The sequence below is a fragment of the Parafrankia elaeagni genome (genome assembly GCF_000374165.1).
Lineage (GTDB): Bacteria > Actinomycetota > Actinomycetes > Frankiales > Frankiaceae > Parafrankia > Parafrankia elaeagni.
The window spans coordinates 1-24,979 of the sequence record NZ_KB893768.1 but is presented as its reverse complement, the minus strand read 5'-3'; the positions used below and the strand labels follow the sequence as shown (position 1 = coordinate 24,979).

The following is a 24,979-nucleotide window of genomic DNA, read 5'->3' as shown; positions in this document are numbered from 1 at the left end:
CGAGCCGGTCCAGCCGGTCGAACAGGGCCGCCAACGGGCCGGCGCCGGGTAGCGCGGCCGGGTCGGGCAGCGCCTGGCCGGCGGCGGTGGCCTCCGCCTCGGGTATGCGGCGGGCCAGCGCGAACAGTTCGACGAGCTCGTCGGGTCGCAGCGGCGGTGGTGTGTCGGGGTCGAGCCGGTCCGGGACGGCGCCGAGGGCGGCCTCGTTGGCCGCCAGCCACTCGGAGACACCCGCGGCCCGCACCCGGCCGTGCGGGAGGTCGAACTCGTGCTCCTCGCCGCGCAGCAGCTCGATGAGGTCCAGCTCCAGCGCCCTGGTCCGGGATCGCACCGTGTCGAGTTCCGCCGCGAGCCGCTCGACCTGGCGGGCCTCGCGGGCGAGGTCCACGTCGCCGACCGCGGACTGGATCTCCACGACGGACGCCCGCAGCTGCTCGATGTGGGCCTGGCTGGAACCGAGGACCGCCACGGACAGGTGGCGCAGCTCGGTGGGGATCTTCTCCTGCAGGACGACCAGGGCCTGCTCGTCCTGCGCGGTGACGAGCACGCGGCGCCCGTGCGCCACGAGATGACAGACCAGGTTCGCGATGGTGTGGCTCTTCCCGGTGCCCGGCGGCCCCTGCACGGTGACTCCGCGCGCGGTCGCGAGCTGTGCGGCGACCCGTTCCTGGTCGTCGTTGGTCGGCAGCGGCATGAGCAGCCGGGCGCCGGTGGCGGCCCACCCGTCGTCGACCCCGCGCGGATCGCCGGGGTGCCCCGGCCCCGCTCCGCCCGCGCCCAGGCCGCCGCGGCCGGGCTCGTCCCAGCCACTGCGGGCCTCGCCGAAGGCCTCCGCCACCAGCGACTCCGTGGCGACGACGGCCGCCACCGCCTCGGGCAGGAAGTCACGCTCGGCCATCGCCTCCCGAAGCTCGCTGTAGAAACGGGCGCCGGTCGCCGGCCGCGGGCGCAGGAACAGCGCCCAGGTGTCGACGACCCGGGCGCTGGGCCCGGGCGGCGGCAGGTCGGGCCCGTCGAGGACCGCCGCGTCCAGCCCGAGCGGGGCCGCCAGCTGGGCGTGCAGCCGGGTGAGCTCGGCAGGATCCCAGACGTCCGGCGGGCTGGTGCGCAGCCGGTCGCGCAGGGCGGGCAGCTCGCGAAGCTCCGGCGCCTCCAGACCGCGCACCGGGTCGGTCTCCACCGAGGTGGTGCCGTCGACCAGCACCCGGATGACGCCGTCGTCCTGATCGACGTCGAGGCGGACCGGGGTGATCAGCAGGGGGTGTTCGACGATGACCTGCTCGCCCCCGGCGGCGGCGACCCGCCAGCTGAGCAGCGAATGGCCCCACACGAGCTGCAGGCCGGTGGTGTCGTGGCTGTGGCGCAGCCGCAGGTCGAACAGCCGCTCGTAGAGACCACGCGCGGCATACGCGGCGCGGGCGGCCGGTGCCCAGGGCTGCCACGCCTCCTGGAGCCAGCGGTCGTGGGCCCGGATGACGGCCTCCGGATCGTCCCCGCGTTGCGCGGCCCGCTCGCGCAGGTCGGCGGGCAGGGCAGGCGGCAGGTCGGGCCGGACGTCCACTCCGCCCAGGTAGGCGTACAGCGCGCGGGGGACCCGCGGCGGTACGGGAACCGGGACCTTGCCCACCTCCAGCCAGCTCTCCCGCGTCTGCCCGGGGCCCAGCCTCACCTGGGGATGGGACGGCACGTCACGGGGCAGCACCGGCGCCGGGTCGTACTCGGCCAGCCGGCGCCGCGGGGCGCCGCGCAGATCGGTGGCGAGGGCGGCCAGGTAATCCAACAGACGCAGGGACCGGCTTTTGACCTGGTCGAGGGCGGGCATCGGCTCCTCCGGCGGGTGGGTCAGGTGGCGCGGAGCTCCCGCCGGCCGCAAAAGGGCGGGCTGGCGGGACACCGCGACGATACGGCTCCGGTCGGACAGAACCCTCGCGCTCGCGGACCCGGCCGTGCCGCACCCCGCACGCCGCGCCGCACGCCGCGCCGCACGCCGCGCCGCACGCCGGGCCGCCGCGCGCGTCGCCGCGCCAGGTGCGCCGCGGCGACCTGCCCGCATATGCTCCGCAGGTGTACGCCCGTCCGCTCCGCCCGTCCGCCACGCGATGACCGGCTATCTGCGGGACGCCGACGAGATCTATCGCGAGTCGTTCGCGACGATCCGCGCCGAGGCGGATCTGCGCAGCCTGCCGGCGGACATCGTCCGGGTGGCCGTGCGCATGATCCATGCCTGCGGGATGGTCGACCTCACGGCCGACATCGGCTGCTCCGCGGGTGTCGCCGCCGCCGCGCGCTCAGCGCTCGCCGGCGGCGCACCGGTGCTGTGCGACACCGAGATGGTCGCCGCCGGCGTCATCCGCCGCCGGTTGCCAGCGGGCAACGCCGTGATCTGCACCCTCTCCGACCCGCGGGTGCCCGAGATCGCCCGCCGGGCGGGCACCACCCGCTCCGCGGCCGCGGTCGAGCTGTGGCGGGATCATCTCGGCGGCGCCGTCGTGGTCGTCGGCAACGCGCCGACGGCGCTGTACCGCCTGCTCGAACTGGTCGAAGGCGGTGCGCCCCGGCCCGCGGCGGTCATCGGTGTCCCGGTCGGCTTCGTCGGTGCCGCGGAGTCCAAGGAAGCCCTCGCGAGTTCGCCGAGCGGGCTTGAGTACCTGGTGGTGCGCGGGCGCCGCGGCGGCAGCGCGATCGCCGCCGCCGCGGTGAACGCCCTCGCGCTCGACGCGGACTGACCCGCCCGATGGGCCCAGGACCAGCCCGGGAAGCCGCCGGGCAGCAGCCCGGTGAACCGGCGCCCGGCGAACCGGCGCCCGGCGATCAGGCGCCCGGCGATCAGGCGCCCGGCGGGGCGCGACGGCGGCCGGGGCCCGACCGGGGCCGGCTGCGGTATGGCTGGACCACCGGCGCCTGCGCGACCGCCGCGACGACGGCCGCGTACACGGCCCTGCTGACCGGTGACTTCCCCGACCCGGTGACGATCACCCTGCCTGGTGGTGCGCGGCCCGCCTTCGCGCTCGCCCGCGAGGCGCTCCGCCCCGGCTGGGCCACCGCTTCCGTCGTCAAGGACGCCGGGGACGACCCCGACGTCACCCACGGCGCCGTGGTGACCGCCGTGGTGCGGCCCGGTAGGCCGGGCAGCGGCGTGGTGTTCCGTGCCGGTGCCGGGGTGGGCACGGTGACCAGACCAGGCCTCCCGCTGGCGGTGGGCGAGCCGGCGATCAACCCCGTTCCGCGGCGGATGATGCGCACCGCCGTCGCGGCGGTCGCCGCGCAGTACCCCCGAGCCGCAACGACTCTCGGCGACCCGACGACCGGGCTCGGGGCGGCCGAGGTGGATGTCGAGATCGAGATCAGTGTGGACGGCGGGGAGGACCTCGCGACCCGCACCTGGAACCCCCGGCTGGGCATCCTCGGCGGGCTGTCGATCCTCGGCACGACCGGGATCGTCGTGCCGTACTCCTGCTCGGCCTGGATCGACAGCATCCGGCGCGGCATCGACGTCGCCCGAGCGGCGGGCCACCGGCGGGTGGCCGCGTGCACCGGGAGCACGTCCGAGCAGGTCGCGCGGGACGTGCTCGGGCTCGCCGACGAGGCCCTGCTCGACATGGGTGACTTCGTCGGCGCCGTCCTGAAGTACCTGCGGCGCCACCCCGTCCCGCAGCTGACGGTCGTGGGCGGGGTCGGCAAACTGGCGAAGCTCGCCGCGGGCCACCTCGACCTGCACTCGGGCCGTTCCAGCGTCGACCTGGCCGGCCTCGCCGCGCTCGCGCGGGGGGGCGGCGCGGACGCCGACCTCCAGGACCGGGTGCTTCGGGCCAACACCGCGCTCGGCGCGCTGCGGATCTGCCTGGACGACGGCGTCGCGCTCGGCGACATCATCGCCGCAGGCGCGCTGCGCACCGCCCGGGAGGTTCTGCGGGAGGCGCCGGTGGACGTCGACGTCCTCGTCATCGACCGGGCCGGCCGCCTGGTGGGCCGGGCGGGGCCCGGCCACCCCGCCGACACACACCACTGACCTCGCTGGTCCTACTGGCGTGGCTGCCTGGCTGGCCGGAAAGCGGCCCGGTGCGGGAAATCCCCACGCCGAGTGCGCCGGAATTCACGCACCGGGCCGCCGACGGCACATTCACGCGGCGATGAGACGCACCGCCGCGACGTGATAGCAGGGCTTTCCGTGAATGCCGGCCATGCAGGTGCACTGGCCGGTGGAGGCGGTGCGGTAGGTGGTGCCGTGATGGCCGACGGTGAGCCAGACCCGCCTGCCCCGCAGTGGTGCGAGGCCGCCGAGTTCGAGCAGTTCGAGGGCATCCTCGACCTGGCGTGGCGTGAAGCCCGGGAGGGTGGGAGCTGCCCGGCGGAAGTGCCGGGTGCAGTCGGGGCCGAAGCCGGTGGCGACGCTGGGCGGGCTGCTGAGGGCCCGCCCGCAGCGCAGGCAGAAGGTGGTGGAGGTGGGAACGTCTGTGTCGGCGAGAAGGTCCATATCGGCTCCCCTCAATGTGCAACTATCCAATGATATCTCGCCAGGGGCTGGCCGGGGGTGTTTCGGCGGTCCTGGCAGTGGTGTCCGGCGGAAATCCGGACACGCTGCCCGCGCCTTCCGGGGAAAGGCAACGCGATACCTCGGCGGCAACGGATTCCACCGGACGGGCGGTGGCTTCGGCCGGTGCTCCAGCCGGTGCTCCAGCCGAAGGAGGCGGGACCGGTACGGGACGAACCCTGTCGGTCACGGCACTAGCCTCGGGGCGTCGACGGCGGGTACCGGCCGCTGCGCGGGCTGAGGGAGGACAGGTGGATGTGGGGTCTGGCAGCGACGCCGACCAGGTGGTCACCGGAGAACTGCTGGATCTCGCCGGGCTGCTCGACGACGTCCTCGCCGCCTACGATCTCGGGCCGGCCCCGGTGGCTGTCCTGCACACCATCTCGGAGAACCTGACGTACCGGGTGGAGGACCCGTCCAGCGGGCGCCGGTGGGCCCTGCGGCTGCACCGGCCTGGCTACCACGGCGCCGCCGAGATCGCCGCGGAGCTGGCCTGGGTGGAGGCGCTGCGGGCCGAGGGGGTCGTAGCCACGCCGCCGGTGGTGCGCAACCGGACCGGATCGGCGCTGACCACCGTCCGGTCGGGCCCGGCGGCCCGGCACGGCGTGCTCTTCGCCTGGGTCGAGGGCGCCGAGCCGGAACCCGGCGACGACGCGGCGCTGGTGTCGTCCTTCGGCGTCCTCGGTGACATGGCGGGCCGTCTGCACGAGCATGCGCGGCGCTGGCCGCGGCCGGTCGGCTTCCGCCGGTTCTCCTGGTCCTGGCGGACGACCCTGGGACCGGCCGGGCGCTGGGGAAGCTGGCGGGCGGGCGTGGTCGACGCACTGGGTGCCGAGGCGGGGCCGGTACTGGCAGTGCTGGAACCGGCGGCGGAGGCGATCGAGCGCCGGCTCGCGGCCTACGGCGGGGGCGCCGACCGGGCCGGTCTGATCCATGCCGACATGCGACTGGCCAACCTCCTGATCGGGCCTCCGTCGCCCGGCGGCAGCGGCGGCAGCAGCAGCAGCGGCAGCGGCAGCGGCGGCGGCGGCAGCGGCGGCGGCGGCGTGATCCACCTGCTCGACTTCGACGACTGCGGCTTCGGCTGGTTCCTCTACGATCTCGCGGCCGCGCTCTCCTTCATCGAGCACAGCCCGGTGCTGCCCGGGCTGGTCGGTGCCTGGCTGGACGCCTACCAGGCCCATCGGCGGCTCGCCCCGTCCGATCGGGGGATGGTGCCGACGCTGGTCCTGCTGCGCCGGCTGCTGCTCGTCGGCTGGCTCGGCACCCACCCGCACTCCGATGCCGTGCCCGACCCCGCCGCCTACGCGCGGGACAGCGCGGAGCTGGCCCGGCGCTACCTCGCCGGCGAGTTCCTGCCAGAGCTCGCGTCGGGGCGGCCCTGAGGGGAATGGACCTGACGGAGGAGCAGGTCCCGGGGGCGCCCCGGAACCGTCCGCGGGCCGTCCGGCGCGCCGGCGGTGACCGGTCGCCCACCGTTCGCGGTGGTTGTCAGCGGATGTCCAGCACATGATGGCCGGGTTGCCCGATCGACGACGTTCCTGGGGGAGACGCCCGGACCGGTACGCTCGGTCCGGGAAGCGGAAGGAGCTGGGGCGATCGTGGTCCGATCCAGTCGGGCGTCGGGCAGCCGCGGCGGTGTCGGAATCGGGGGGCCGTGGAAGAGCCGCTGACCGTCGAGGGTGCTGAGCTGGAGGTTCGCACCCTGGGTCCGTGCCGGATCGACTCACCCCTGCTGCCGCTGCTGGGTGAGCGCCCGACCACACAGCACTACATCGACGAGGGTGACAAGGTCCTCCTCGACGACACCCTGACGATGATCTCGTCCCGGAAGGTCCCGCTGGACGAGCTGCCGGGCTTCGAGCCCGCCGGCCCACGGCGCAAGATCTACTTCGACCCGTCCAAGACCCGCGTGGGCATCGTGACCTGCGGCGGGCTGTGTCCGGGGCTGAACAACGTGATCCGTGGCCTGGTCCTGGAGCTGACCAACCACTACGGCGTCAACCGGATCTTCGGTTTCCGGCACGGCTACCAGGGCTTCATCGCCAAGTACGGGCACAGCGTCGTCGACCTCACCCCGGAGCGGGTGGCGCACATCGACGAGGACGGTGGCACGATCCTCGGCACCTCGCGCGGTCAGCAGGATCCGGACGAGATCGTCGACTGCCTGTCCCGGATGAACATCAACATCCTGTTCGTGATCGGTGGGGACGGCACGCTGCGCGGCGCGCGCGCGATCTCCCGGGTGGTCGCCGAGCGCGGGGAGAAGATCGCCGTCGTCGGCATCCCGAAGACGATCGACAACGACATCCCCTACATCGACCAGAGCTTCGGGTTCCAGACCGCGTTCGCGAAGGCCGCGGAGTCGATCCGGGCGGCGTCCGCGGAGGCGACCTCGGCTCCCGGCGGGGTCGGCGTCGTCCGGCTGATGGGCCGGCACTCCGGGTTCATCGCCTGCTACGCGACGCTCGCCAAGAGCGACGCCGACGTCGTCCTCATCCCCGAGCTGCCGTTCACCCTGGAGGGGGAGCGGGGCCTGCTCACCTACCTCCGCCAGCGGGTCGAGAAGCGGGGCCACGCGGTGGTCGTCGTCGCGGAGGGCGCGGGGCAGGACCTGGTAACCGGCCTGCCCGAGTCCTCCGACGCCTCCGGCAACCGCAAGCTCTTCGACATCGGCCCGGAGCTGTCGCGGCGCATCACGGACCACTTCGCCGAGCACGGCACCGAGCTGAACCTCAAGTACATCGACCCCAGCTACCACATCCGCAGCGTGCAGGCGAATCCGTACGACAACGTCTATACGATCCGGTTGGCGCACGCGGCCGTGCACGCGGCGATGTCCGGGCGCACGGAGATGGTCGTCGGGCGCTGGCGGCGCCGGTTCATCCACATGCCGATCGCGCTCGCCGTCAGCCACCGCAACCAGGTCGACCCCGCCGGCGACCTGTGGATGTCGGTGCTGGAGGCCACCGGTCAGCCGTACCGCTTCGGCTGACCGGCCGGCCCCACCCGGCCACGGGAACTACGCGTCCCACGGGAACTACGCGTCCTCGGGCCGGCCCTCACCGGGCCGTGCGGTGAGGCTCACCCGCAGGACCTCGTCCAGGCCGCCCGGCTCACCGTCCGGCTCGGTCTTCTCCAGGACCATGGACGCCGCCCGCCCGTCGAGGATCAGGGTGGCGAGCTGGCTGTCGAACCACGGCCCGTGCGGGATGGACCAGGTGACGGCCATGTCGCGGACACCGACGAGGCGCGCGAGCAGACCGGACACACCGGCGGGCAGGCCGCGGCGGGACATCGCGTCGACCCGCCGGACGCCCGGCCCCAGCGGATTGCGGAACGGGGAGCACACCGCCTGCCACACCGGTGCGGAGTCGCGGGCCGTGGTCGCCCGGGCCAGGTAGGCGTGGTGCACATCCCCCGACAGGACGATCACACTGGCGGGCGCGGGGCCGTGCTCCCCGGCGGCGACCGCGTGCAGCAGATCCGTCATCTGGCCGAAGGACCGGCCGAACGCCGCCCAGTGCTCCAGGTCGACCGCCTGCCGCATACGCTCCGCCTGGCGGGCGACGAGGCGGCCGAACCGGCCGGAGGCCAGCCGTTCACTCACCGTCTCGACATGGTGGATCGTCGGCGTGAGCAGATACGGCACCGATGTTCCCAGCAGCAGATGGTCGACCTCCCCCGTCTGGGCGGTCTGCGCTCGGATCCAGGCCCATTCCGCGTCGTGGACCATCGCCCTGGTCCCATCGGGTGCGACGATCCGGCTCAGGCGCGAGTCGATGACGACCAGGCGGGTGCGCCCGAGATCCCACCGGTAGCTCCAGCGGGGCGGGGCGGGCGGCTGTGACCAGTCCGGGGCCGGGGAGCTCTCGGCGGTTGCCGGGGGTGCACCGGCCCGCGCCGGGCCGGCGGCGAGCGACCCGAGGTCCGGCATCCGGTCGACCCGGCGGGCGAGGTCACGGACGAGGCTCTCACCGTCGGCGGGGCCGTCCGGTGCGGTCACCGCGGCGAAGACCGGGTCGGCGTCCCGGGCCTCCGGGTCGAGGTTGCCCAGGAACTGGTAGAGCCAGTAGGCCATGATTCCGCTGGTGATCCGGGTGTCCCACCAGGGCTGCGTGCGGATCTGGGCACGCCAGGCCGCCGAGATGTTCCAGTCGTCGCGGACGTCGTGGTCGTCGGCGACCATGGCGGTGGGGATCGTCGAGAGCAGCCACCGGATCTCCGGCTGGGACCAGGCCTCCTGGTAGAGCCACGCGTACTCGGTGAAGTCCGCGATCTCCTCACCCGGCGGCACGGTCACGTCGCGGCGGGCCCGGATCCGTGCGGCCGTCGCCGGGGACACGTGGTCGGCGTAGACCTGGTCGCCGAGCAGGAGCAGCGCGTCCGGCCAGGTCCGCGGTGGCGTCTCGGCCATCCGCAGCGCGAGCGCGTGCAGCGCGTCGGTGCCGAGACCCTGCGGATCCTCACCGGGGGAGAGGGTGTACGGGCGGGCCTGTGGCGCTGTCACCCGGCACGACCCGAAGACCAGGCGGACGGGCCGCCCGGCCCCGACGGGCCTGAGCAGGCTGGGCGGCTGGCTGCTCCCCGGCTCCGGCCAGACCTGCACCGCACCGGCGGGTGTCTCCGGTTCCGTCCCCGTCCCTGTCCCCGGTTCCGGGGTGGGCCCGGCCGGGGCAGGCTCCAGTGGGGTGAGCCAGACCTCGTACGGGTAGGTCGTCCCGCCCACCAGGCCGGAGACCACCACAAGCGCGACATGGTGGCCCGCCACGGTGAAGGTGGGCGTCGCCGCGCGTGGCCCGTTCAGGGCCCGGATCTCGACGGTGCAGGGCTCGTCGGTCTCCACCCACACTGTGGCGCGGCGGTCGTCGGCGTACCGGTGCAGGGGGCCGAGGAGGAGGGTGGTCATGGTCCTACTTTCGTGCTGCGCCCGCGGGGCCGCCCAGCGGGGGAGGGTGCCGTGCGCCGGCACCGCCCGGCCAGGCGATGTGCCGGCTCGGTTGGACAGCGCCGAGCGACTACGTGAGGCTACTTAATGTGTCCAGACAGTCGCGATCGTGGATGGTTGCTGGCGGCATGCTCGGACGCCTCGGGTTCGGTGCCGGCCCGATCGACGCCCTCACCCGGGCGGCGCGGGTCGCCGACGCGCGGGTCCTGGCGACGATCGACCGGATGGGCGTGCCCGCCGCCGACATCCCGGCCGCCGAAGCCGCGACGGGGTCGTACCTGACCCTGCTCGACCTGGCCGACCGTGCCGGCATCGCCGAGGATCTCGACCTCAGTCTGCGGCTGCCGACGGTCGGTCAGCAGATGCCGCGCAACGGAGGGAAGATCGCCTACGAGAACGCGGCGGAGATCTGCGCGCGGGCCGCGGCGCTCGGCGCGACCGTCACGCTGGCGGCGCCCAGTCCGGCAGCCGTCGACACCGCGCTGGCGACGCTGGCCGAGCTGCGCCGGGATGTCCCGGCGACCGGGGTGACTCTCTGCGCCACCCTCGCACGCACTCCCGCGGACTGCCGGGATCTGGCCCGATCGGGAGCCCGCGTGCGCCTGCGCCCCGGCGCGCCGGGCGGGGCCGGCGGACGGCAGTACGCGGCCTGCGTCGGCATTCTCATGGCCGGGTCGGGCTATCCCATGATCGCTACCCGGGATCCTCGGCTCCTCGCGCTCACCACCCGGCTGGCGGTGCACGTCGGGCGCCGGCGGGACAGCTTCGAGCTGCAGACCGTGCGCGGCACACCGGGCCGGGTGCACCGCCGGCTGGCCGCGGACGGCTACCGGACCAGGATCCGCGCCGCCTACGGACCGGTGCCGCCAGGCCGGGGCTGACCGGGCCCGGGGGGCCTGTCGGCGCACGGCCTGGCGGCACGGGAGAACCGTCAGCATCGGATGACCATCAATGTTGTGGAGGAACCGGGCTGTCCTAAAGGGGGACGGACTCGCCCTCGGTCCGGGTACCCGGGTGCAGCAGCGCCTCGGGGATCACGGCGGAGACGTGGGCCTGGCCGTGTCCGCGGCAGGTCCGGCAACGGCGCCGGTAGGTGGTCCGACCGCGCCCGTAGAAGGCGCGCCCCTCACCGCGGCACTCCGGACAGATCCCGCCCCCCGGTCGCGACCGGGGGGGCGGCGGTCCGCCCGGCGGCGAGCACGCCGGCCGCGAGCGCCACCAGTACCACCAGCGCCACTGCCCAGAACGCACCCCCGAAGCCGCTGACCAGGGCAAGCCCTACTGCCACCACGATGACGAAGACCGCTGTTCCGATGACCGCGCGCATGGCGCACCGTCCCTTCATGGTGCCTGGGTGGGAGGTCCGGACCCGCCCGCCGCGGCCCGCGGACGCCCACCGCGGCCACAGATCGTGGTGACCGTTTCGGGGCGGCGGGCCGGATTCGCGGCTGGTTGATAGTCCGTACTCCGGCTATTCCCGACATCGCACCGCCTACACCCGTTGCGAGGGGCGATGTCCGGCGGGCGGCACGATGTCCGGCGGGCGGCACGATGTCCGGCGGGCGGCGCATCGGCACATCGGCGGGTGTCTCGCCACCCGCCCGGCCGGACCAGGCCGAGGTTGTCCCGTTCATGCCGGGCGCTGCCCGGGCCTCCCCCGTCTGGGGGATGATGGTCTTCGCGGATCGTCCTCGCGGACACCGCGACTCCTCGTCCTCGGCCCCGTCGGGAGGTACCCCGCGATGTCCACGCCTGCCCTCATGCGGCTTGAGGCCCGTCTGCTGATCCGGTCCGGTGACAGCGTCCTGCTCGCCCGCCCGTCAGGCGGCGCCTGGCACGAGCTGCCCGGCGGCCCGGTCCCGCCGGGAGAGGACACCGAACGGGCACTGTCCCGTCAGCTGGGGGCCCTGGCCGCCCGGCTCGCCCCCGGGGCGGGCGGTGCCGCCCCCGCGCCGGCCTGGCGCTTCCTGGGCGCCGCCGAGCACGCCGGCGAGGATCTGGGCACCGCGGCGGGCCCGGCGGTCGCCGCCCACACCCTGACCGTTCTGTTCGCCGTCGACTGGCCCGCCGGGCATCCCGTGCCGTCCGACTGGCAGGGACACGATCTGGTTCTGGTCGATGCCGGCCTGCTCGTCGCCACCCGCATCCGGCCGCTGCCGGTCGCCACGGCGGTGCGCCGGTGGGTCATCGAGGAATGGCCCGTCTGGCGGGGGATGGCCGCGAACGCCGGTGAGGTCGGCCGGCTCGGCCGACGGCTGTCCGTCGCCTCGCTGCGGGCGCAGCTGTCCGCCCGGCGTGAGGATCTGCGCAGCAGCGCGTTCCGGGACGCGGCGGTGGCGATGTGCGCCCTGGTGACCGCCGCCGACGGGAAGATCGACCCGGCGGAGCGGGACGGGCTGCGCGCCTTCGTCGCCAGCGACCCGGTGATGTCGCAGTTCTCGGCCGAGGAGCTGGAGGCGCGCTTCGACGCCCACCTCAGCCGCCTCGTCGAGGACCCGCCCGCCGGCCGCGCGGCGGCGATCGCCGACATCGCCAAGGTCAGGAACCGCCCCGCCGAGGCCGCCGCGGTGATCCACCTGGGCGAGGTCATCGGTCGGATCGACGGCGAGTTCGTCCACAGTGAGCAGGCCGTCGTGCTCGATGCGGTGCACGCCCTCGGCCTCGACGCCGCCGAGTTCGCGCTGCCCGCCGTGGGTAACGTGCCCTGACCCGATCGGATCATCCGTCCCCGGCCCGTCCGCCCGCCTCGGATCCCCGCCTTGGAGCATTCATGGTTTCCCTCGCCCCCGTCGAGATCAGCGCCCGGGTGCTGTTCCTCCGCCAGGACCGCGTGTTGCTGGCGAACCGCCGCGGCAGGTCGTGGTTCTACCTGCCCGGTGGGAACGTCGGCCCCGGCGAGACCGTCGAGGCCGCACTGCGCCGGGAAACCCGGGAACAGGCCGGCCTGGACGTGACGGACCTGGAGTTCATCGGCTGCGCCGAACACGTGTACGTCGAGGAGGACGTCCGCTACCAGGAGATCAACGTGCTGTTCGCGGCCGACCTGCCGTGGGGCGCGCAGATCGGCAGCTGGGAGTTCGACGTCGACCTGACCGCGGTCGCGCTGACGAGCCTGCGCGGTCTCGACCTGCGCCCCGTCAGCCTGCGGGCGGTGATCGACGGCTGGCTCGCCCACCGGCGCCCGACCTGGTATGGAGCTCCGGCGCTGGCCGGAACCGGCTGAGCCGCACCGGTTTGCCGTGACGGCCGCCGCCGGGCGGCGTTGAATGGTGTCCGTGAACCAACCACTTGGGCACCATGCGGCGGAGGCGGCCGGCGGGCCCCCGTTCGCGCTCGAGCCGGGTGACCGGATGCTGCGGGCACGTCTCGACGGTGGCGAGATGTACGCGAAGCAGGGCGCGATGGTCGCCTACCGCGGCAAGGTCGACTTCGCCTACAAGAGCCCGGGGGTGGGCGGCTACCTGCGGCGGGCGGTCACCGGCGAGGGCCAGGACCTGATGCGGGTGAAGGGCCGGGGCACGGTCTGGTTCGCCGAGTCGGGCAGCCACATCTCGATCTTCCACCTGGACGACGATCGTCTCACCGTCAACGGGCGCAGCCTGCTCGCGCTCGAGGCCGGCGTCCGCTACAAGATCACGACGACGTCCGGTGGTCTCGGCGCGATGATCGCGGGCGGGGTGTTCAACACCGAGGTGTCCGGAACCGGCGGCGTCGGCGTCCTCTGCCTGGGCAGCCCGCTGGTGCTGCCGACGGACGAGCCCGTCTGCGTCGACCGGGACGCCGCCGTCGCCTGGACGGCGGGCGTGCGCACCCGGGTGATCTCCAGCTTCAAGGTCGGCAACCTGCTCGGCCGGACGTCCGGCGAGCTCGCCCAGATCGAGTACAGCGGGCGCGGTGGCTTCGTGGTCGTCCAGTGCGGTGAGGTGCCGGCCCGGGGCGCCGAGCCGAGTGGCTGACCACCGGCCCTTCCACCGGCCCTTCCCCCGGCCCCGGGGCACCGGGTGAGCGGCGCCTGCGCCGCCGAGCTCGCCGCCGCCCTGCGCGCGGCTGGTCTCCCGACACCCCCTTCGCTGTCGCTGCCGGCTTCAGGGCCGCCCGGCCAGGAGGAGCCTGCCGCTCTCGACTGGGCGCGGTCCGGGCTGATGTGGCTCACCGGCCGGCCCGGCCATCCGCCGACGGTGCCGGACGCGCCGGTGCTCGCCCGTGCCCGCGCCGCCGCCGACCTGCTGGGCGCCGCGTCGGCCGCGCTGGGTGCGCCGGTGGCGGTGGACGTCCCCGAGCTGCTGGCCGGCCGGGCGGCGCTGCTAGGCCTGCGTCGGGGCGGCACGGTCTCCGCGAACGGCAGCTGTCGGCTGCTGCGGGCCGCCGACGGCTGGGTCGCGGTGAACCTGCCCCGCCCCGATGACCTGGACGCCGTTCCCGCCCTGCTCGGTGCCGCGCCCGCGGACATCCTCACCGCGGCACACCTCGATGCCGGCTCCGGTGCGCCGGAGGACGACGTCTGGGCGGCGGTCACCGCCGCGCTGCCCAGTCACGGCACCCGGGACCTGACCGAACGTGCCTGGCTGCTCGGCCTGCCGTTGGCCCCGTTGCCGCTGCCCTCTCTGCCCCCGCTGTCCCCGCTGTCCCCGGCGGGAGCGGCGGTCGCGGCGCCTGTCCGGGTGTCCGGTGCCTGCCGGGCGGCGCCCGTCCCGGTCGGCGACCAGGCCCGGCCGCTGGTGGTCGACCTGTCGTCGCTGTGGGCCGGCCCCCTGGCCGCGCACCTGCTGGGGCGGATGGGCATGCGGGTGGTCAAGGTGGAGAGCACCCACCGCCCGGACGGGGCACGCCTGGGCAACCCGGACTTCTACCGGTGGCTGCACACCGGCCACGAGAGCACCCGGTTCGACTTCACCAGCGTGGCCGGCCGTGCCGGGCTGCGCCAGCTCGTCGAGCAGGCCGACGTGGTGATCGAGGGCTCCCGTCCGCGGGCGTTGGCCCAGCTCGGCCTGGACGCCGACCGCTGGGTCGCGGCCCGCCCCGGGCGGATCTGGCTCAGCATCACCGGCTACGGGCGCCAGGCCTGCGCCGCCGGCCCCGGGGCGGGCCCGGTCGCCTTCGGCGACGACGCCGCGGTCGCGGGCGGACTGGTCGCCTGGGACCACACCCCCCCCGGCGGGCCGGTGCCGGTGTTCTGCGGCGATGCCATCGCGGACCCCCTCACCGGGCTGCACGCCGCCATGGCGGTGGCGCTGTGCCGGGCGGGCGGCATCGGGGCACTGGTTGACGTCGCCCTGCGCGACGTGGCCGGCTTCGTCGCCAGGCCACACCGGGGCACCGACCCGCACTCCGGAACACCTCCGTACTCCGGAACACATCCGCCCCCCCGCCCCGACTCGGGCCAGGCCACCGGCCCGCCCCCCTGGCCTGCGGGAGAGTGGTCGGTCACCGGCTCGGACGATGCCGGATGGACCGTGCACCAGGCCGGGCAGCGCAGCCCGGTGCGCCCACCACGCCGCCCGTCGGACCAGCCCGGGCGCGGCCCGGCCACCTAGCGGTCCGACGTCCCTGCTCCAGGGGGCTCAGGGCCCGGCGGGGAACTGACGATCTCGGTCGGCGGGTCGAGCTCCTCCCCGGCGGGGGACCCCGAACCGCCGGAGAGGCCGGAGGACGCGGACGCGGGCGGGGCTGCTGCCGGGTTGCGCCGCCCGCCGTCGAGGATCACCTCGTCGCCGGCCACGGTGACGGCGTCGTCCCCGGCGGTCGCCGCCGTGGGATGGCTGGAGCGTCGCTCGGCGGCCCGGAGCCGCTCCGCGTTCTGCCGGATGGCCTGGTGGTAGGCGTCGTAGCGGTAGGGAAGCCGCTCGGAGGGCTGGGGTCGCCTGCCCGCCCGCGCCCCAGCTGCCCGACCGGTCACCCGGGGCAGTGCGCCCAGCGCGACCGGGAACTGGGTCTGGGACGTCCAGACCGCGACGCCCACCCCGGCCAGCCACAGGCTCCATACCATCCGGGCGAGGACCGGCAGCGGTGCGGCGGGGATCAGCCCGACCGTGGACGCCGCTCCGGCGACAAGCAGCACCGCGCAGCCGACACCACCGCCGACGAGGGCCGGTCGGGACCACAGCAGGCCTCGCAGGCGCAACCAGTCCGTCCAGGCCCCGGCGACCGCGACGAACCGGCCGAACGTGCCGTCGTGGTGGTGCATTGCCCGACCGACCGGGCGCAGCGGGCTGAACGGCCACCAGCCGTCGAGGACGACGGCGACGAAACGGGTCGCGACGAGCGTCGTCCAGCCGGCCAGCAGCAGCGGGCCGAGAGTCTCGCCGCACAGCACTCCGGCGGTGACGCGCAGCAGATCGAAGGTGATCACATTGGGGTCGAGCCGGCCGGTCACGCTCGGCGGGTGCGCCAGCAGCGGCACCCCGAGCAGCCACAGGGACCATCCGAAGATCAGGACGGTGCTCGTGGCCAGACTGGTGCACAGCAGGAGCCACCGGCTGCGGCGGGCGCCGTCCAGCTCCGGGCGTGCCCGGACGATCCGCGCGGTCAGCGGCACGAGCAGGAACGCGGCGGTGACGGTGAGCAGGACGCAGGGGACGAGCGTGCGCTCCCGCGCCCCCAGGTCGGCGAGGGTCGCCGCGGCGGGGGTGTTCAGGACGCCCGGGTAGCCGAACACCCGCGCCAGGCCGGCGATCCCCAGCGCGTTGGCCAGCGCGCACCAGACGAACAGGGCGGCGCTCACATCGGCGCCACGTCGCATCGGGAGCACTCCAGGTTCTCGACAGGGTTCCGCGGAACCGCCTCCACGCGCAGGGTTGCCCGGACCCTACGTTGCGCTGCCGTCGGTCTCTGGTTGCCACGTGCCACACGCCGCGATGGATAACGGCGAGGCCGGGCGGGTGATTGAAGAACAGCGGGTGAACCCGCCTGTTCCGATGAGTTGACCGGGGCGTTCCGCCGGTTCCGTGCCGTGAATCCGGTACCGGCACACCGCCGTCGGGGGTGGTCAGCGGAGCCTTCCCTAACTGAGGACAGGCTAGCCTAAACGGGCGCCGGTGTGAGCTTCGTGGCCACCTTCCCGTTATGCGTTTCGCCCGACAGTGTGATTTCCTGTTTCCTGGACGAATAACGGTGTGCGGCGACCGGTCCGGTCCGCCGTGGGACGGGTGCCCGGCGACGATCCGGGTACCTTGTGTCGCGGTGCGGCTGAGGCGGGACCTGCGCGGACGGCTGAACCCGCAGCGGCCTGGCCCCTCGGGCCGTGGCCGCCCGCGGGGGCGCCGTGCCCGCGGCCGGGCGGTGCGTAGGGACGAGGAGTGAAGGCGAGATGGCGACAGTGCGTGGCGACAAAGACATCATCGATCTGCTGAACAAGGTGCTGACGAACGAGCTGACGGCCATCAACCAGTACTTCCTGCACTCGCGGATGCAGAAGAACTGGGGCTATCTCAGAATTGCCGACTACTACTACCACGAGTCCATTGACGAGATGCGTCACGCGGACCAGTTGATCGAGCGGGTGCTTTACCTGGACGGACTGCCCAACTTGCAGCGGCTGCATTCCCTGCGCATCGGTGAGACGGTGCCGGAGCAGCTGGCCACCGACCGCTCCCAGGAGGACGAGGCGGTCGAGCTGCTCCGCGGCGGGATCGCGCTGTGCCGCTCGAAGAACGACGTCGGTTCCGCCGTCCTGCTGGAGAAGATCCTCGTCTCCGAGGAGGAGCACATCGACTGGCTGGACGCCCAGCTCACGCTGATCGAGCAGCTCGGCGCGACGAACTATCTCGCGCAGCAGATCCACGAGAGCTGAGGCCCGGGAGCGATTCGACGCCGGGAGAGCGGGTCTGGCGCGTCCGGGGCGGTGTCGTCCGCCGGACACGAACAAACGTCACGGGGTGCGGACCGGGCCATCGGCCGGGGGATAGTGTGCCTGGCCTCATGGATCTACGCTCGCACGGTGGTGTGAGTGTCATGCCCCGCGGTGGGCCGTGACGGCGCAACGGAGCGCCAGACAAGGAGGACACGGCTTTCATGACGTCCTCGACCGCGACGATCAGCCCTCGGCTCACCGAAGGTGGCACGGGCCCGGATGTTCACCCGACCGGTGAGGCTGTCCGGGCCGTGGTGGTGATGCTGACCGGGCGGGGTGAGAACCCGGAGCCCTACGAGTGGCTCGCCCGGCGGCTCGCCCTCGACGGTTACACCGCGAGCGTCGTCCCGAGCGGGAGCGGTGCGGCGGTGGGCGGGGCCGGAAGCACGACCCGGGCCGTGGGGGAGGCCCGCCGGCCGGGCGTGCCCTTCGTCCTGCTCGGTTCGGACGCAGGGGCGCTCGCGGTCCTGGCGATGGCGGGCTCGCCGGCGCTGCGCCCGGACGGGCTGGTGCTGCTCGGCCTGCCGCTGCTCCATGTGCCCGTCGCGGGGATACCCGTCGCCGATCCGCCGCCGCGGGCGCTGCCCGACATGCCGATCCTTCTCCTGCACGGCCGGGATGACCGGATCAGCCCGCTGCCGCTGGTGCGGATGACGACCCGCACGGCTCCGCGGGCGGACCTGGCGGTGGTCCCAGGCAGCCACGCGGTGCTCGCCGGGCCCGGTCGCCGCTGCGTCCCGGCCCGGGTGCTGCTCTTCATCGAGGGCCTCATCGCGGACTGAGGTCAGCCGCCACCGCCGGCTGGCGCCGGAGCGCCGGAGCATGGTCACCGACGGCGGGCGATTGTTCAGGCTCGACTGACGTCACCATGCACTGTACTGTTCAGTGCATGGTGAAACTTGTCGCGCATGGAGAGGTCCTGGCGAGATTCGGGCACGCGCTGTCCGACCCGACCCGGGCGCGGCTGCTCCTGGTGCTGCGCAAGGGTCCCGCCTACCCGACGGAACTCGCCCACAACCTCTCGGTGAGCCGTACGAACCTGTCCAACCACCTTGCCTGTCTGCGGGGCTGCGGCCTGGTCGTCGCGGTGTCCGAAGGCCGGCGCCTGCGGTACGAGCTGGCGGACGGTGCGCTCGCCCACGCGCTCGACGACCTGCTCAGCGTGGTGCTGGCCGTCGATCCCGACCACGCCCACCCCGACGGGGCCGACGGGCATGACGGCGATCCCTACCGCGGCGGGAACGACGGCCCGGTCAGCGACTTCCGCGGCCGTGCCGGCGAGCTTGTCGGCACGGGCATGCTGCCCGTCGGCATCCCCGCGCCCACCGCGGCAGGTGCGGATCGTGGCCTCTCCGAACGGTCGGACCATTGAGCACGGCCAGCGGCGGTGGGCCCGGTCAGGGCGATGACCAGGCTCCACGCGACGATCATGCTCGTGACCACGACCACGACCACGACCACGACCACGACCACGACCACGACCGCGACGTCCATGGCGCCGGTCACGATCATGACGCCGGCCGTGGCCACGCTGACGGGTCCGGTCACGGTCGCGTCCCGCGCCAGGTCCGCCGCACCCACGCCGCTCCCGCCGGTGCCGGTGCCGGTGCCGAGCCCGCGGGCCACGGGCACGGGGGCCATGGCCACGGGCATGCGGGTGACGGGTACGTCCCCCGCAGCCCGCAGTCCCAGTTCCGGCGGCTGGCGGTCGCCACCGGGCTGAACATCGGGATCGTCGTGGGGCAGTTCGCCGCCGGGCTGATCGTCGGCTCGGTCGCGCTCCTCGCGGACGCGGCGCACAACCTGGCCGACGCCGCCGGAGTGGCGTTCGCGCTGGTCGCGATCAGGCTGGCTCGGCAGGAGCCGTCCGCGACCCGCACCTTCGGCGGGCTGCGGTGGCCCGTCCTCGCCGCGCAGGCGAACGCGGCCAGTGTGCTCGTGGTGACCACGCTGGTGTGCGTGCAGGCGGTCGGCCGGCTCGCTCATCCCCGGCCGATCGACGGGCTGGCGGTGCTCGCCGTGGCGCTCGTCGCCTCCGTCGGCAACGGGGCGAGCGCCCTGTTCGTGCACGAGCGGCACGGCGACCTCAACACCCGCGCCGCGGTCATCCACCTCGCCGCGGACGCCCTGGTGTCGGTGGCCGTGGCCGTGGCCGGCCTCGTCATCTGGCTCACCGACGGCTGGTACTGGCTCGACCCGGCGCTGTCGCTGACCGTCGCGGTGCTGATCGGCGTGCAGGCACTCCGGCTGCTCGCCCAGTCGTCCCGGGTACTGCTGGAGGCGACGCCGGTCGGCCTGGACATGTCGGCGGTGCACGGTGACGTGCTGGCGGTGGACGGCGTCCGCGGGGTGCACGACCTGCACATCTGGGGCCTGTCCGACCGGGTCTTCGCGGCGAGCGCCCACGTGGAGGTCACCGGGCATCCGACGCTGGAGGAGGCCAGGACGGTCGCCGGCCGGGTCAAGGCGGTGCTGGCCGAGAAGTACGGCGTCGAGCACGCCACGGTGGAGACCGAGTGCGAGCCCTGCGCGCCGACCGGCAGCGACCCCTGCGGCGTCCGCCAGGTGGTGACGGGCCAGGTTGCCCGGATGATCCCGGTACATCGCCACTGACAGGCGTCCACCGGCGCTCTGGCCGGCGTTCACCAGCCGTGTGATCGGTCGTTCCCGGCTCGGGACGGGCACACCCACCAGATGGGTCCGTCCGTTCCGAGCCGAGGGAGGCCCAGGTGAACCAGCCGGGAACGACCGATCGCAGGGGTGGGGTGGCGCCGTCCCCGCCCCCGAGCGAGGCGGATCGCGGCGGCGGGGTGGGCACGCCGACGATGTCCACCGTCGAGACCGCGCACTCGACCCTGTTCTTCGTCTCCGACCGGGTCTACAAGATGCCGAAGCGGGCGCCCGTGGGCAGAGCGGATCTGCGCCGTCGGGAGGCGCGCGAAGCGGCCTGCCGGGCGGAGATCGTGCGCAACCGCCCGTTCGCCCCAGGCGTGTACCTCGGTGTGGCGGATGTTCGGGACGACACCGGGACACCGGTGGAGCACATGGTCGTGATGCGCCGGCTGCCCGGCGACCGCAGCCTGTCCGAGCTCCTTGCCCGCGGCGAGCCGGTGCGGGAGTCGCTGCGGGACGTCGCCCGCTCGCTGGTCGCCTTCCACGAACGGTGCGAGACGACCACGGAGATCGCTTCGCGCGGCCGCCTGCCGGACGTCGAGGCCGGGTGGCTCGCCGCGACGGACGCGCTGGCGCCGTTCCGCCAGGGCATGCTGGCTGCGGGCGAGGTGGACGACATCCGCCGCCTGGGCCTGCGGTACCTGTGCGGGCGCGAGGCGTTGTTCGACGGGCGGGCGGCTCGGGGGCGAATCCGGGACGGGCACGGGAACCTGCTGGCCGAGCACATCTTCTGCCTGCCCGACGGCCCGCGCATGCTGGACCGGGTGCCCGCCGACGACAGCCGGCGCGTCGGGGACGTCCTCGCGGACGCGGCGGTCCTCGCGGTCGACCTCGAGCTGCGCGGTGCCCCGGAGCTGGCCCGGAGTTTCCTCGGCTGGTTCGGGGAGTTCGCGGGGGAGACCCATCCGCCGTCCCTCGCGCAGTTCTACCTGGCCCAGTGTGCCGTCATGCGGGCGGGCGCGTCGGCGGTGCGGGCCCGCCTGGGAGACGAGTCCGCCGCGGGGGAGGCCCGTCGCCTGATCGGCCTCGCGCGGGAGCATCTGCGCCGGGCGAGGGTCCGGCTGGTGCTGGTCGGTGGGGCCCCGGGCTCACTTCGGTCGGCGCTCGCCGGGCGCCTCGCCGCTGACCAGGATGGCTGGGTGCTGCTGTCGGCGGCGGCCGTGCGGCGCGAGCTGGCCGTCGACCCGGCGGGTGTGGTGGCGGCGTCGGTGCCGCTGTCGACGACGCGGGTGCCGACGCGGGTGCCGACGGCCGGTGGCACCCGCGGCTCCGGGCCGGCCGACGCCGTGTGCAGGGAGATGCTGCGCCGGGCACGTGAGGCCCTGGAGAACGGCGACTCGGTGATCCTCGAGGCGCCCTGGTCGGACGCCGGACGCCGCAGCGAGGCCGCGACTGTCGCGGCCGACACGTGGGCGGACCTGATCGAGCTCAGATGCTCCGCGGAGGGCTCCTCCCTCGCCGAGACGGCCCGCAACGGGCGCCTCGCCGCCGGAATCCCCGGGTGAGCGGACGCCAACCGTGTGTCAATGGCTACTGCGGGTATACCAAAACGGACCGTAAAGGGGGAACAGTCATGACGACAGCTCGGGACATCATGCACGGGGACGCGCGGTGCATCGGTGCGGACGAGTCGCTGACCAGCGCCGCCCGGATGATGCGTGACCTCGGGGTCGGCGCGTTGCCGATCTGCGGTGCCGATGACCGGCTCGGCGGAATCATCACTGATCGTGACATCGTCATCCACTGTCTGGCCGAGGGGAAGGACCCGGACTCGGTCCGCGCCGGCGAGCTGGGACAGGGCCGGCCGCTCTACGTCCGCGCGGACGCGGATCTGGACACGGTGCTGGACCAGATGATGTCGCACCGGGTGATGCGTATGCCGGTGATCGACAACAAGCGGCTCATCGGCATCATCAGCGAGGCCGACCTGGCCCGGAGCCTGCCGGGCGAGAAGATCGGCGCGCTCGTCGAGGCGATCAAGAGCGGGCCGGCGGACCGGCCGCCCTCCTGACCGGCGCCGGCCACGCCGGCCACGCCGGCCAGCCCGCGGAGGGCCGCTGAACGCTCTCACCGCCCTGCCCGCCCGGGTGGGGCGGTGACGTGTCAGTTCGGGTGGGCGCCGACGGCGTCGCGGATCTCGCGGCCGATGCCGCCGCCCTGCCGGGCGCAGTGGGCGCAGCAGAAGAAACTGCCGGAGACCTCCACCCCGTGCCCGATCACCCGACAGTCGCAGTGTTCACAGCGGGGCGCGAGCTTCTGCACCGCGCACTCGAACGAGTCGAAGGTGTATGTCTCACCACTGACGACCCGAATCTCGAACGCCATCCAGTAGTCGTTTCCACAGGTATCGCAGGTCGCCATCGCGGCCTCTCCTCTCGGCACGCCTCGACGTTACGTGCGGTGCCGAGCTGATCGCATGTCGTCAGGCCTTCAGGCGGGCCGCGAAGACGGCGGCCTGCGTGCGGCTGGTCAGCCCGAGCTTGCCGAGAATGGCCGACACGTAGTTCTTCACCGTCTTCTCCGACAGATGGACACACGCGGCGATCTGGCGGTTCGTCATGCCTTCGGCGATCAGCCGGAGGATCTGGCGTTCGCGGGCGCCGAGGGCCGCGAGCTGTTCGTCCTCGATCGGCTCGTCCCGCAGCCGGGCGAGGACCTTCTGGGTGACCGCCGGGTCGAGCAGCGAGCGGCCCGCGGCGATCGTACGGATCGCGCCGACCAGGTCGTTGCCCCGGATCTGCTTGAGCAGGTATCCGGCCGCCCCGGCCATGATTGCGGAGAACAGCGCGTCGTCGTCGTCGTAGGAGGTGAGGATGAGGCAGCCGACCGCCGGCTGTGAGGAGCGGATCTCCCGGCACACCTCGATGCCGTTGCCGTCCGGCAGCCGGGCGTCGAGCACCGCGACGTCGGGGCGGGCGGCGGGGATGCGGCGCAGTGCGGCGGCCGCGGTCGACGCCTCTCCGACGACCTCGATGTCCCCGGAGTCCTCCAGCATCTCGCGGATGCCCCGGCGCACGATCTCGTGATCGTCCAGGAGGAAGACGCGAACTCCACTCATGATCAACAAATTACCCGTGCGGAGGGCCGGATCGCGGGCTCGCCGGCCAGGTCAGCCGGTACGGACCACCGGCGCCGGGACCTTTGCCCGGGAATCTGCGCACCGAAAGGCACATTGACGACCGACCGCCACGGCGCCTGGTCAGCGTTCGGCGGTACCGCCGAGGAAGGTGATCAGGTCGGGGAGGTCGCCGAGGGTGCGGAAGGTGTCGTTGAGGTGGGTGCAGGTGCTCGTGCCGACGAACGCCCGGCTGACGGTGCGACGCAGCTCCGCCGCGGGCAGGCCGACGAGCCGGTCGGCGCTGCCCAGCGCCTGCGGGCACTCCCGGCCGGGGAGCGCGCCGGCCCGGGCCCGGGCCCGGCTGATCAGGCCGGCGCTGCCGACCTCGGCCTCGAGGCCGTACTCGTGGACGAGCACCTCGCGCCCGGGCGCCTCCAGGTAGGAGTCGCGGAACAGCGCGTCGACCTCGACGGCCGGCACCGCGCCGGCGGCCGCGCCGTCGGTGGCCTCTCCGCGAGTGGCCTCTCCGTCAGCGGGGTCGCCGCCGGCCGGGTCGGGGCTCATCGGGACCACGTCGATCCGCCGCAGGCGGCGCATGGCGTTGGGCGGCATGGGCGGCAGCGGATGCCACCCCAGTGGGTCGTCGCCGAGGGCGAGGTCGCCGGCGGGGACGCTGACCGCGCGGACCGGGGTGCCCGGGGTGCCCGGGGCGGCGCGGCGCTCGGCGGACAGCCGGGCGAGCAGCCCGCCCTGCTGCCAGCCGGCGCAGACATCGATCATGGGGTTGCCGCCCGCCTCGGCCCCGGCGTTCACCGAGGCGCCCTCGCGGAAGATGCCGTTGCGGCCGAGGGCCGCGCCGGACACCAGCACCGCGACCGGCACATCGTCGAGCAGCTGCCCGAGCAGCGAGTGATCGGTCGCCGGCGTGGCCGCGCCGCCGCCGGGTTCTCCCGCGGACGCGGCGAGAGCCCGGCGCGCGGCCGCGCGGAACCCGGACCGGGTCGAGGCTCCGACCAGGTCGGTGAGGGCGGGGACGGGCGGCTCGGACTCGATCTCGAGGACTCCGCCCGGTGCGCCCATGTAGTCGAGGACGACCCGCAGCCGTGCCTCGCCCACCACCACGGCCTCCCCGGTCGTGGTGGTCAGCAGGTCACGCCCGGTGCTGATGAGGTGCAGCGGGCCGACGAGCCCCTGGGGGCGCTCCATCATCACCGAGGTCGTGCGCCGGATCGAGCCCGGGCGGCGGGCGGGGGTGCCCTGCGCCGAGCCCGTCATACCGGGCCACAGCGGGATCTCGCCGAGGAAGGTCGAGGCCGCCGGCCCCGCGGCCGGCGGGCCGGCACGGCGGGCGTCGTCCTCGCTCTGGCGCGGCCGGGCGATGTGCGGGACCCGTGGAGCCGTACGGCCGGGTGTCGGCCGGGTGAGAGACGACTGGACGGTCGTGGGTGCCGCCTGCCCGTGCGCCATGCGCATACTCCGATCGCTGCTCGCTCGCGGCCGCATTCGGTGGGCGCGATGAACAACTCCAGCGTATGGCGCGGTGCCGACACATCCGTCCCCCGGCGGTGACGGCCTTTTCACAAAACATCCGCGCTGGGTGTGACCTGCGTCAAAAGTGTGCTGGCAGTGTGACGTGCATCGCCTGCCAGGTGTTGGCCCAGGGCTGCGCGAAGATCGCCTAGTGTGACGATCCATTGCCCTATGTAGCCAGGTAGTGGAGTGCCCGGTAGCGGTCGCCGGCGATGCGCTCGAGGGTTTCCTTGACCTTTCGGACTCCGTGGAGGCGGAGGAGACTCAGCGCGAGGTTGCGGATGGTGGCGAGGTTTCTGGGCCCGTTTCCTCGGGAGGCGTGGCAGGCGTCCTCGCGCCAGGCGGTGTCGCGGATGTAGTGGAGGCGGTTCTCGATTCCCCAGTGCAGGC

Annotated in this window: 23 protein-coding genes and 1 pseudogene; 15 read left to right on the top strand and 9 right to left on the bottom strand. The window is 74.0% G+C overall.

What is annotated here, in order from left to right; all coding sequences use genetic code 11:
• The coding region (locus B207_RS0127505; RefSeq protein WP_018639920.1) for an AAA domain-containing protein at window positions 1–1,822 on the bottom strand (1,822 nt) is incomplete at its 3' end.
• A 277-nt stretch (window positions 1,823–2,099) separates the two neighbouring features.
• On the opposite strand from B207_RS0127505, the gene B207_RS0127500 reads away from it, so the two are divergent.
• Window positions 2,100–2,726, top strand: a complete 627-nt coding sequence (locus tag B207_RS0127500; protein WP_018639919.1) for a precorrin-8X methylmutase — start codon at window positions 2,100–2,102, stop codon at window positions 2,724–2,726.
• Window positions 2,727–2,734: 8 nt separating this feature from the next.
• On the top strand, window positions 2,735–4,009 hold the full coding sequence (locus B207_RS0127495; protein ID WP_018639918.1) for a cobalt-precorrin-5B (C(1))-methyltransferase: 1,275 nt from the start codon (window positions 2,735–2,737) through the stop codon (window positions 4,007–4,009).
• Between the two features lie 111 nt (window positions 4,010–4,120).
• Here the strand turns inward: B207_RS0127495 and B207_RS0127490 are convergent, their stop codons facing one another.
• On the bottom strand, window positions 4,121–4,474 hold the full coding sequence (locus B207_RS0127490) for a DUF6011 domain-containing protein (RefSeq protein WP_018639917.1): 354 nt from the start codon (window positions 4,472–4,474) through the stop codon (window positions 4,121–4,123).
• Between the two features lie 308 nt (window positions 4,475–4,782).
• On the opposite strand from B207_RS0127490, the gene B207_RS0127485 reads away from it, so the two are divergent.
• A complete protein-coding gene (locus B207_RS0127485; RefSeq protein ID WP_230205264.1) occupies window positions 4,783–5,916 on the top strand; it encodes a phosphotransferase enzyme family protein in 1,134 nt (377 codons plus the stop codon).
• A 272-nt stretch (window positions 5,917–6,188) separates the two neighbouring features.
• On the top strand, window positions 6,189–7,526 hold the full coding sequence (locus B207_RS0127480) for an ATP-dependent 6-phosphofructokinase (RefSeq protein ID WP_018639915.1): 1,338 nt from the start codon (window positions 6,189–6,191) through the stop codon (window positions 7,524–7,526).
• A gap of 45 nt (window positions 7,527–7,571) precedes the next feature.
• On the opposite strand, the gene B207_RS0127475 is transcribed toward B207_RS0127480, so the two are convergent.
• Complete coding sequence (locus B207_RS0127475) at window positions 7,572–9,440, bottom strand: DUF7800 domain-containing protein (protein WP_018639914.1); 1,869 nt, start codon at window positions 9,438–9,440, stop codon at window positions 7,572–7,574.
• A gap of 167 nt (window positions 9,441–9,607) precedes the next feature.
• Between B207_RS0127475 and B207_RS0127470 the strand changes: the two genes are divergently transcribed.
• Entirely contained in the window at window positions 9,608–10,360 is a 753-nt protein-coding gene (locus B207_RS0127470; RefSeq protein ID WP_018639913.1) for a proline dehydrogenase family protein, read from the top strand.
• A 245-nt stretch (window positions 10,361–10,605) separates the two neighbouring features.
• Here B207_RS0127470 and B207_RS42035 read toward each other — a convergent pair whose 3' ends face one another.
• Window positions 10,606–10,806 carry a hypothetical protein gene (locus tag B207_RS42035; protein WP_018639912.1) on the bottom strand — a complete coding sequence of 67 codons (201 nt, stop codon included), beginning with the start codon at window positions 10,804–10,806 and terminating at the stop codon, window positions 10,606–10,608.
• Window positions 10,807–11,221: 415 nt separating this feature from the next.
• Between B207_RS42035 and B207_RS0127460 the strand changes: the two genes are divergently transcribed.
• The 4 genes from B207_RS0127460 (at window position 11,222) to B207_RS0127445 (ending at window position 15,013) form a co-directional block, all read left to right on the top strand.
• Window positions 11,222–12,187: a TerB family tellurite resistance protein gene (locus tag B207_RS0127460; protein WP_026311507.1), complete on the top strand. Its 966-nt coding sequence runs from the start codon at window positions 11,222–11,224 to the stop codon at window positions 12,185–12,187.
• A gap of 62 nt (window positions 12,188–12,249) precedes the next feature.
• Window positions 12,250–12,702 carry an NUDIX domain-containing protein gene (locus B207_RS0127455; RefSeq protein ID WP_018639910.1) on the top strand — a complete coding sequence of 151 codons (453 nt, stop codon included), beginning with the start codon at window positions 12,250–12,252 and terminating at the stop codon, window positions 12,700–12,702.
• A 43-nt stretch (window positions 12,703–12,745) separates the two neighbouring features.
• Complete coding sequence (locus tag B207_RS0127450; protein WP_018639909.1) at window positions 12,746–13,435, top strand: AIM24 family protein; 690 nt, start codon at window positions 12,746–12,748, stop codon at window positions 13,433–13,435.
• Window positions 13,436–13,480: 45 nt separating this feature from the next.
• Window positions 13,481–15,013 (top strand): CoA transferase, encoded by a 1,533-nt coding sequence (locus B207_RS0127445; RefSeq protein ID WP_154675661.1) that lies wholly within the window; start codon window positions 13,481–13,483, stop codon window positions 15,011–15,013.
• Here the strand turns inward: B207_RS0127445 and B207_RS0127440 are convergent.
• Window positions 15,010–16,218: a hypothetical protein gene (locus B207_RS0127440; protein ID WP_026311506.1), complete on the bottom strand. Its 1,209-nt coding sequence runs from the start codon at window positions 16,216–16,218 to the stop codon at window positions 15,010–15,012. The two genes, B207_RS0127445 and B207_RS0127440, sit on opposite strands and share 4 nt — an antisense overlap.
• A gap of 576 nt (window positions 16,219–16,794) precedes the next feature.
• Between B207_RS0127440 and bfr the strand changes: the two genes are divergently transcribed.
• The 6 genes from bfr (at window position 16,795) to B207_RS0127410 (ending at window position 22,012) form a co-directional block, all read left to right on the top strand.
• Window positions 16,795–17,268: a bacterioferritin gene (bfr, locus tag B207_RS0127435; protein WP_026311505.1), complete on the top strand. Its 474-nt coding sequence runs from the start codon at window positions 16,795–16,797 to the stop codon at window positions 17,266–17,268.
• Between the two features lie 221 nt (window positions 17,269–17,489).
• On the top strand, window positions 17,490–18,110 hold the full coding sequence (locus B207_RS0127430; protein ID WP_018639905.1) for an alpha/beta hydrolase: 621 nt from the start codon (window positions 17,490–17,492) through the stop codon (window positions 18,108–18,110).
• A 107-nt stretch (window positions 18,111–18,217) separates the two neighbouring features.
• The gene (locus B207_RS42030; protein WP_018639904.1) at window positions 18,218–18,700 is read left to right on the top strand and encodes an ArsR/SmtB family transcription factor; all 483 of its coding nucleotides are present in this window, start codon (window positions 18,218–18,220) and stop codon (window positions 18,698–18,700) included.
• Window positions 18,697–19,941, top strand: coding sequence for a cation diffusion facilitator family transporter (locus tag B207_RS0127420; RefSeq protein ID WP_018639903.1), 1,245 nt, complete (start codon window positions 18,697–18,699; stop codon window positions 19,939–19,941). The genes B207_RS42030 and B207_RS0127420 overlap by 4 nt, the downstream gene beginning before the upstream one ends.
• Window positions 19,942–20,057: 116 nt before the next feature.
• Complete coding sequence (locus tag B207_RS0127415; protein ID WP_063820976.1) at window positions 20,058–21,506, top strand: AAA family ATPase; 1,449 nt, start codon at window positions 20,058–20,060, stop codon at window positions 21,504–21,506.
• 68 nt (window positions 21,507–21,574) lie between these two features.
• Entirely contained in the window at window positions 21,575–22,012 is a 438-nt protein-coding gene (locus tag B207_RS0127410) for a CBS domain-containing protein (RefSeq protein WP_026311504.1), read from the top strand.
• Window positions 22,013–22,104: 92 nt separating this feature from the next.
• Here the strand turns inward: B207_RS0127410 and B207_RS0127405 are convergent, their stop codons facing one another.
• From B207_RS0127405 to B207_RS40845, 4 genes and pseudogenes are all read right to left on the bottom strand, one after another.
• Complete coding sequence (locus B207_RS0127405) at window positions 22,105–22,362, bottom strand: hypothetical protein (protein WP_018639900.1); 258 nt, start codon at window positions 22,360–22,362, stop codon at window positions 22,105–22,107.
• Window positions 22,363–22,423: 61 nt separating this feature from the next.
• Window positions 22,424–23,059 carry a response regulator gene (locus B207_RS0127400; RefSeq protein ID WP_018639898.1) on the bottom strand — a complete coding sequence of 212 codons (636 nt, stop codon included), beginning with the start codon at window positions 23,057–23,059 and terminating at the stop codon, window positions 22,424–22,426.
• A gap of 141 nt (window positions 23,060–23,200) precedes the next feature.
• On the bottom strand, window positions 23,201–24,532 hold the full coding sequence (locus B207_RS0127395) for a DUF2889 domain-containing protein (protein ID WP_230205263.1): 1,332 nt from the start codon (window positions 24,530–24,532) through the stop codon (window positions 23,201–23,203).
• A 226-nt stretch (window positions 24,533–24,758) separates the two neighbouring features.
• Window positions 24,759–24,979 (bottom strand): annotated as a pseudogene (locus tag B207_RS40845) (ISAs1 family transposase); the annotation flags it as partial.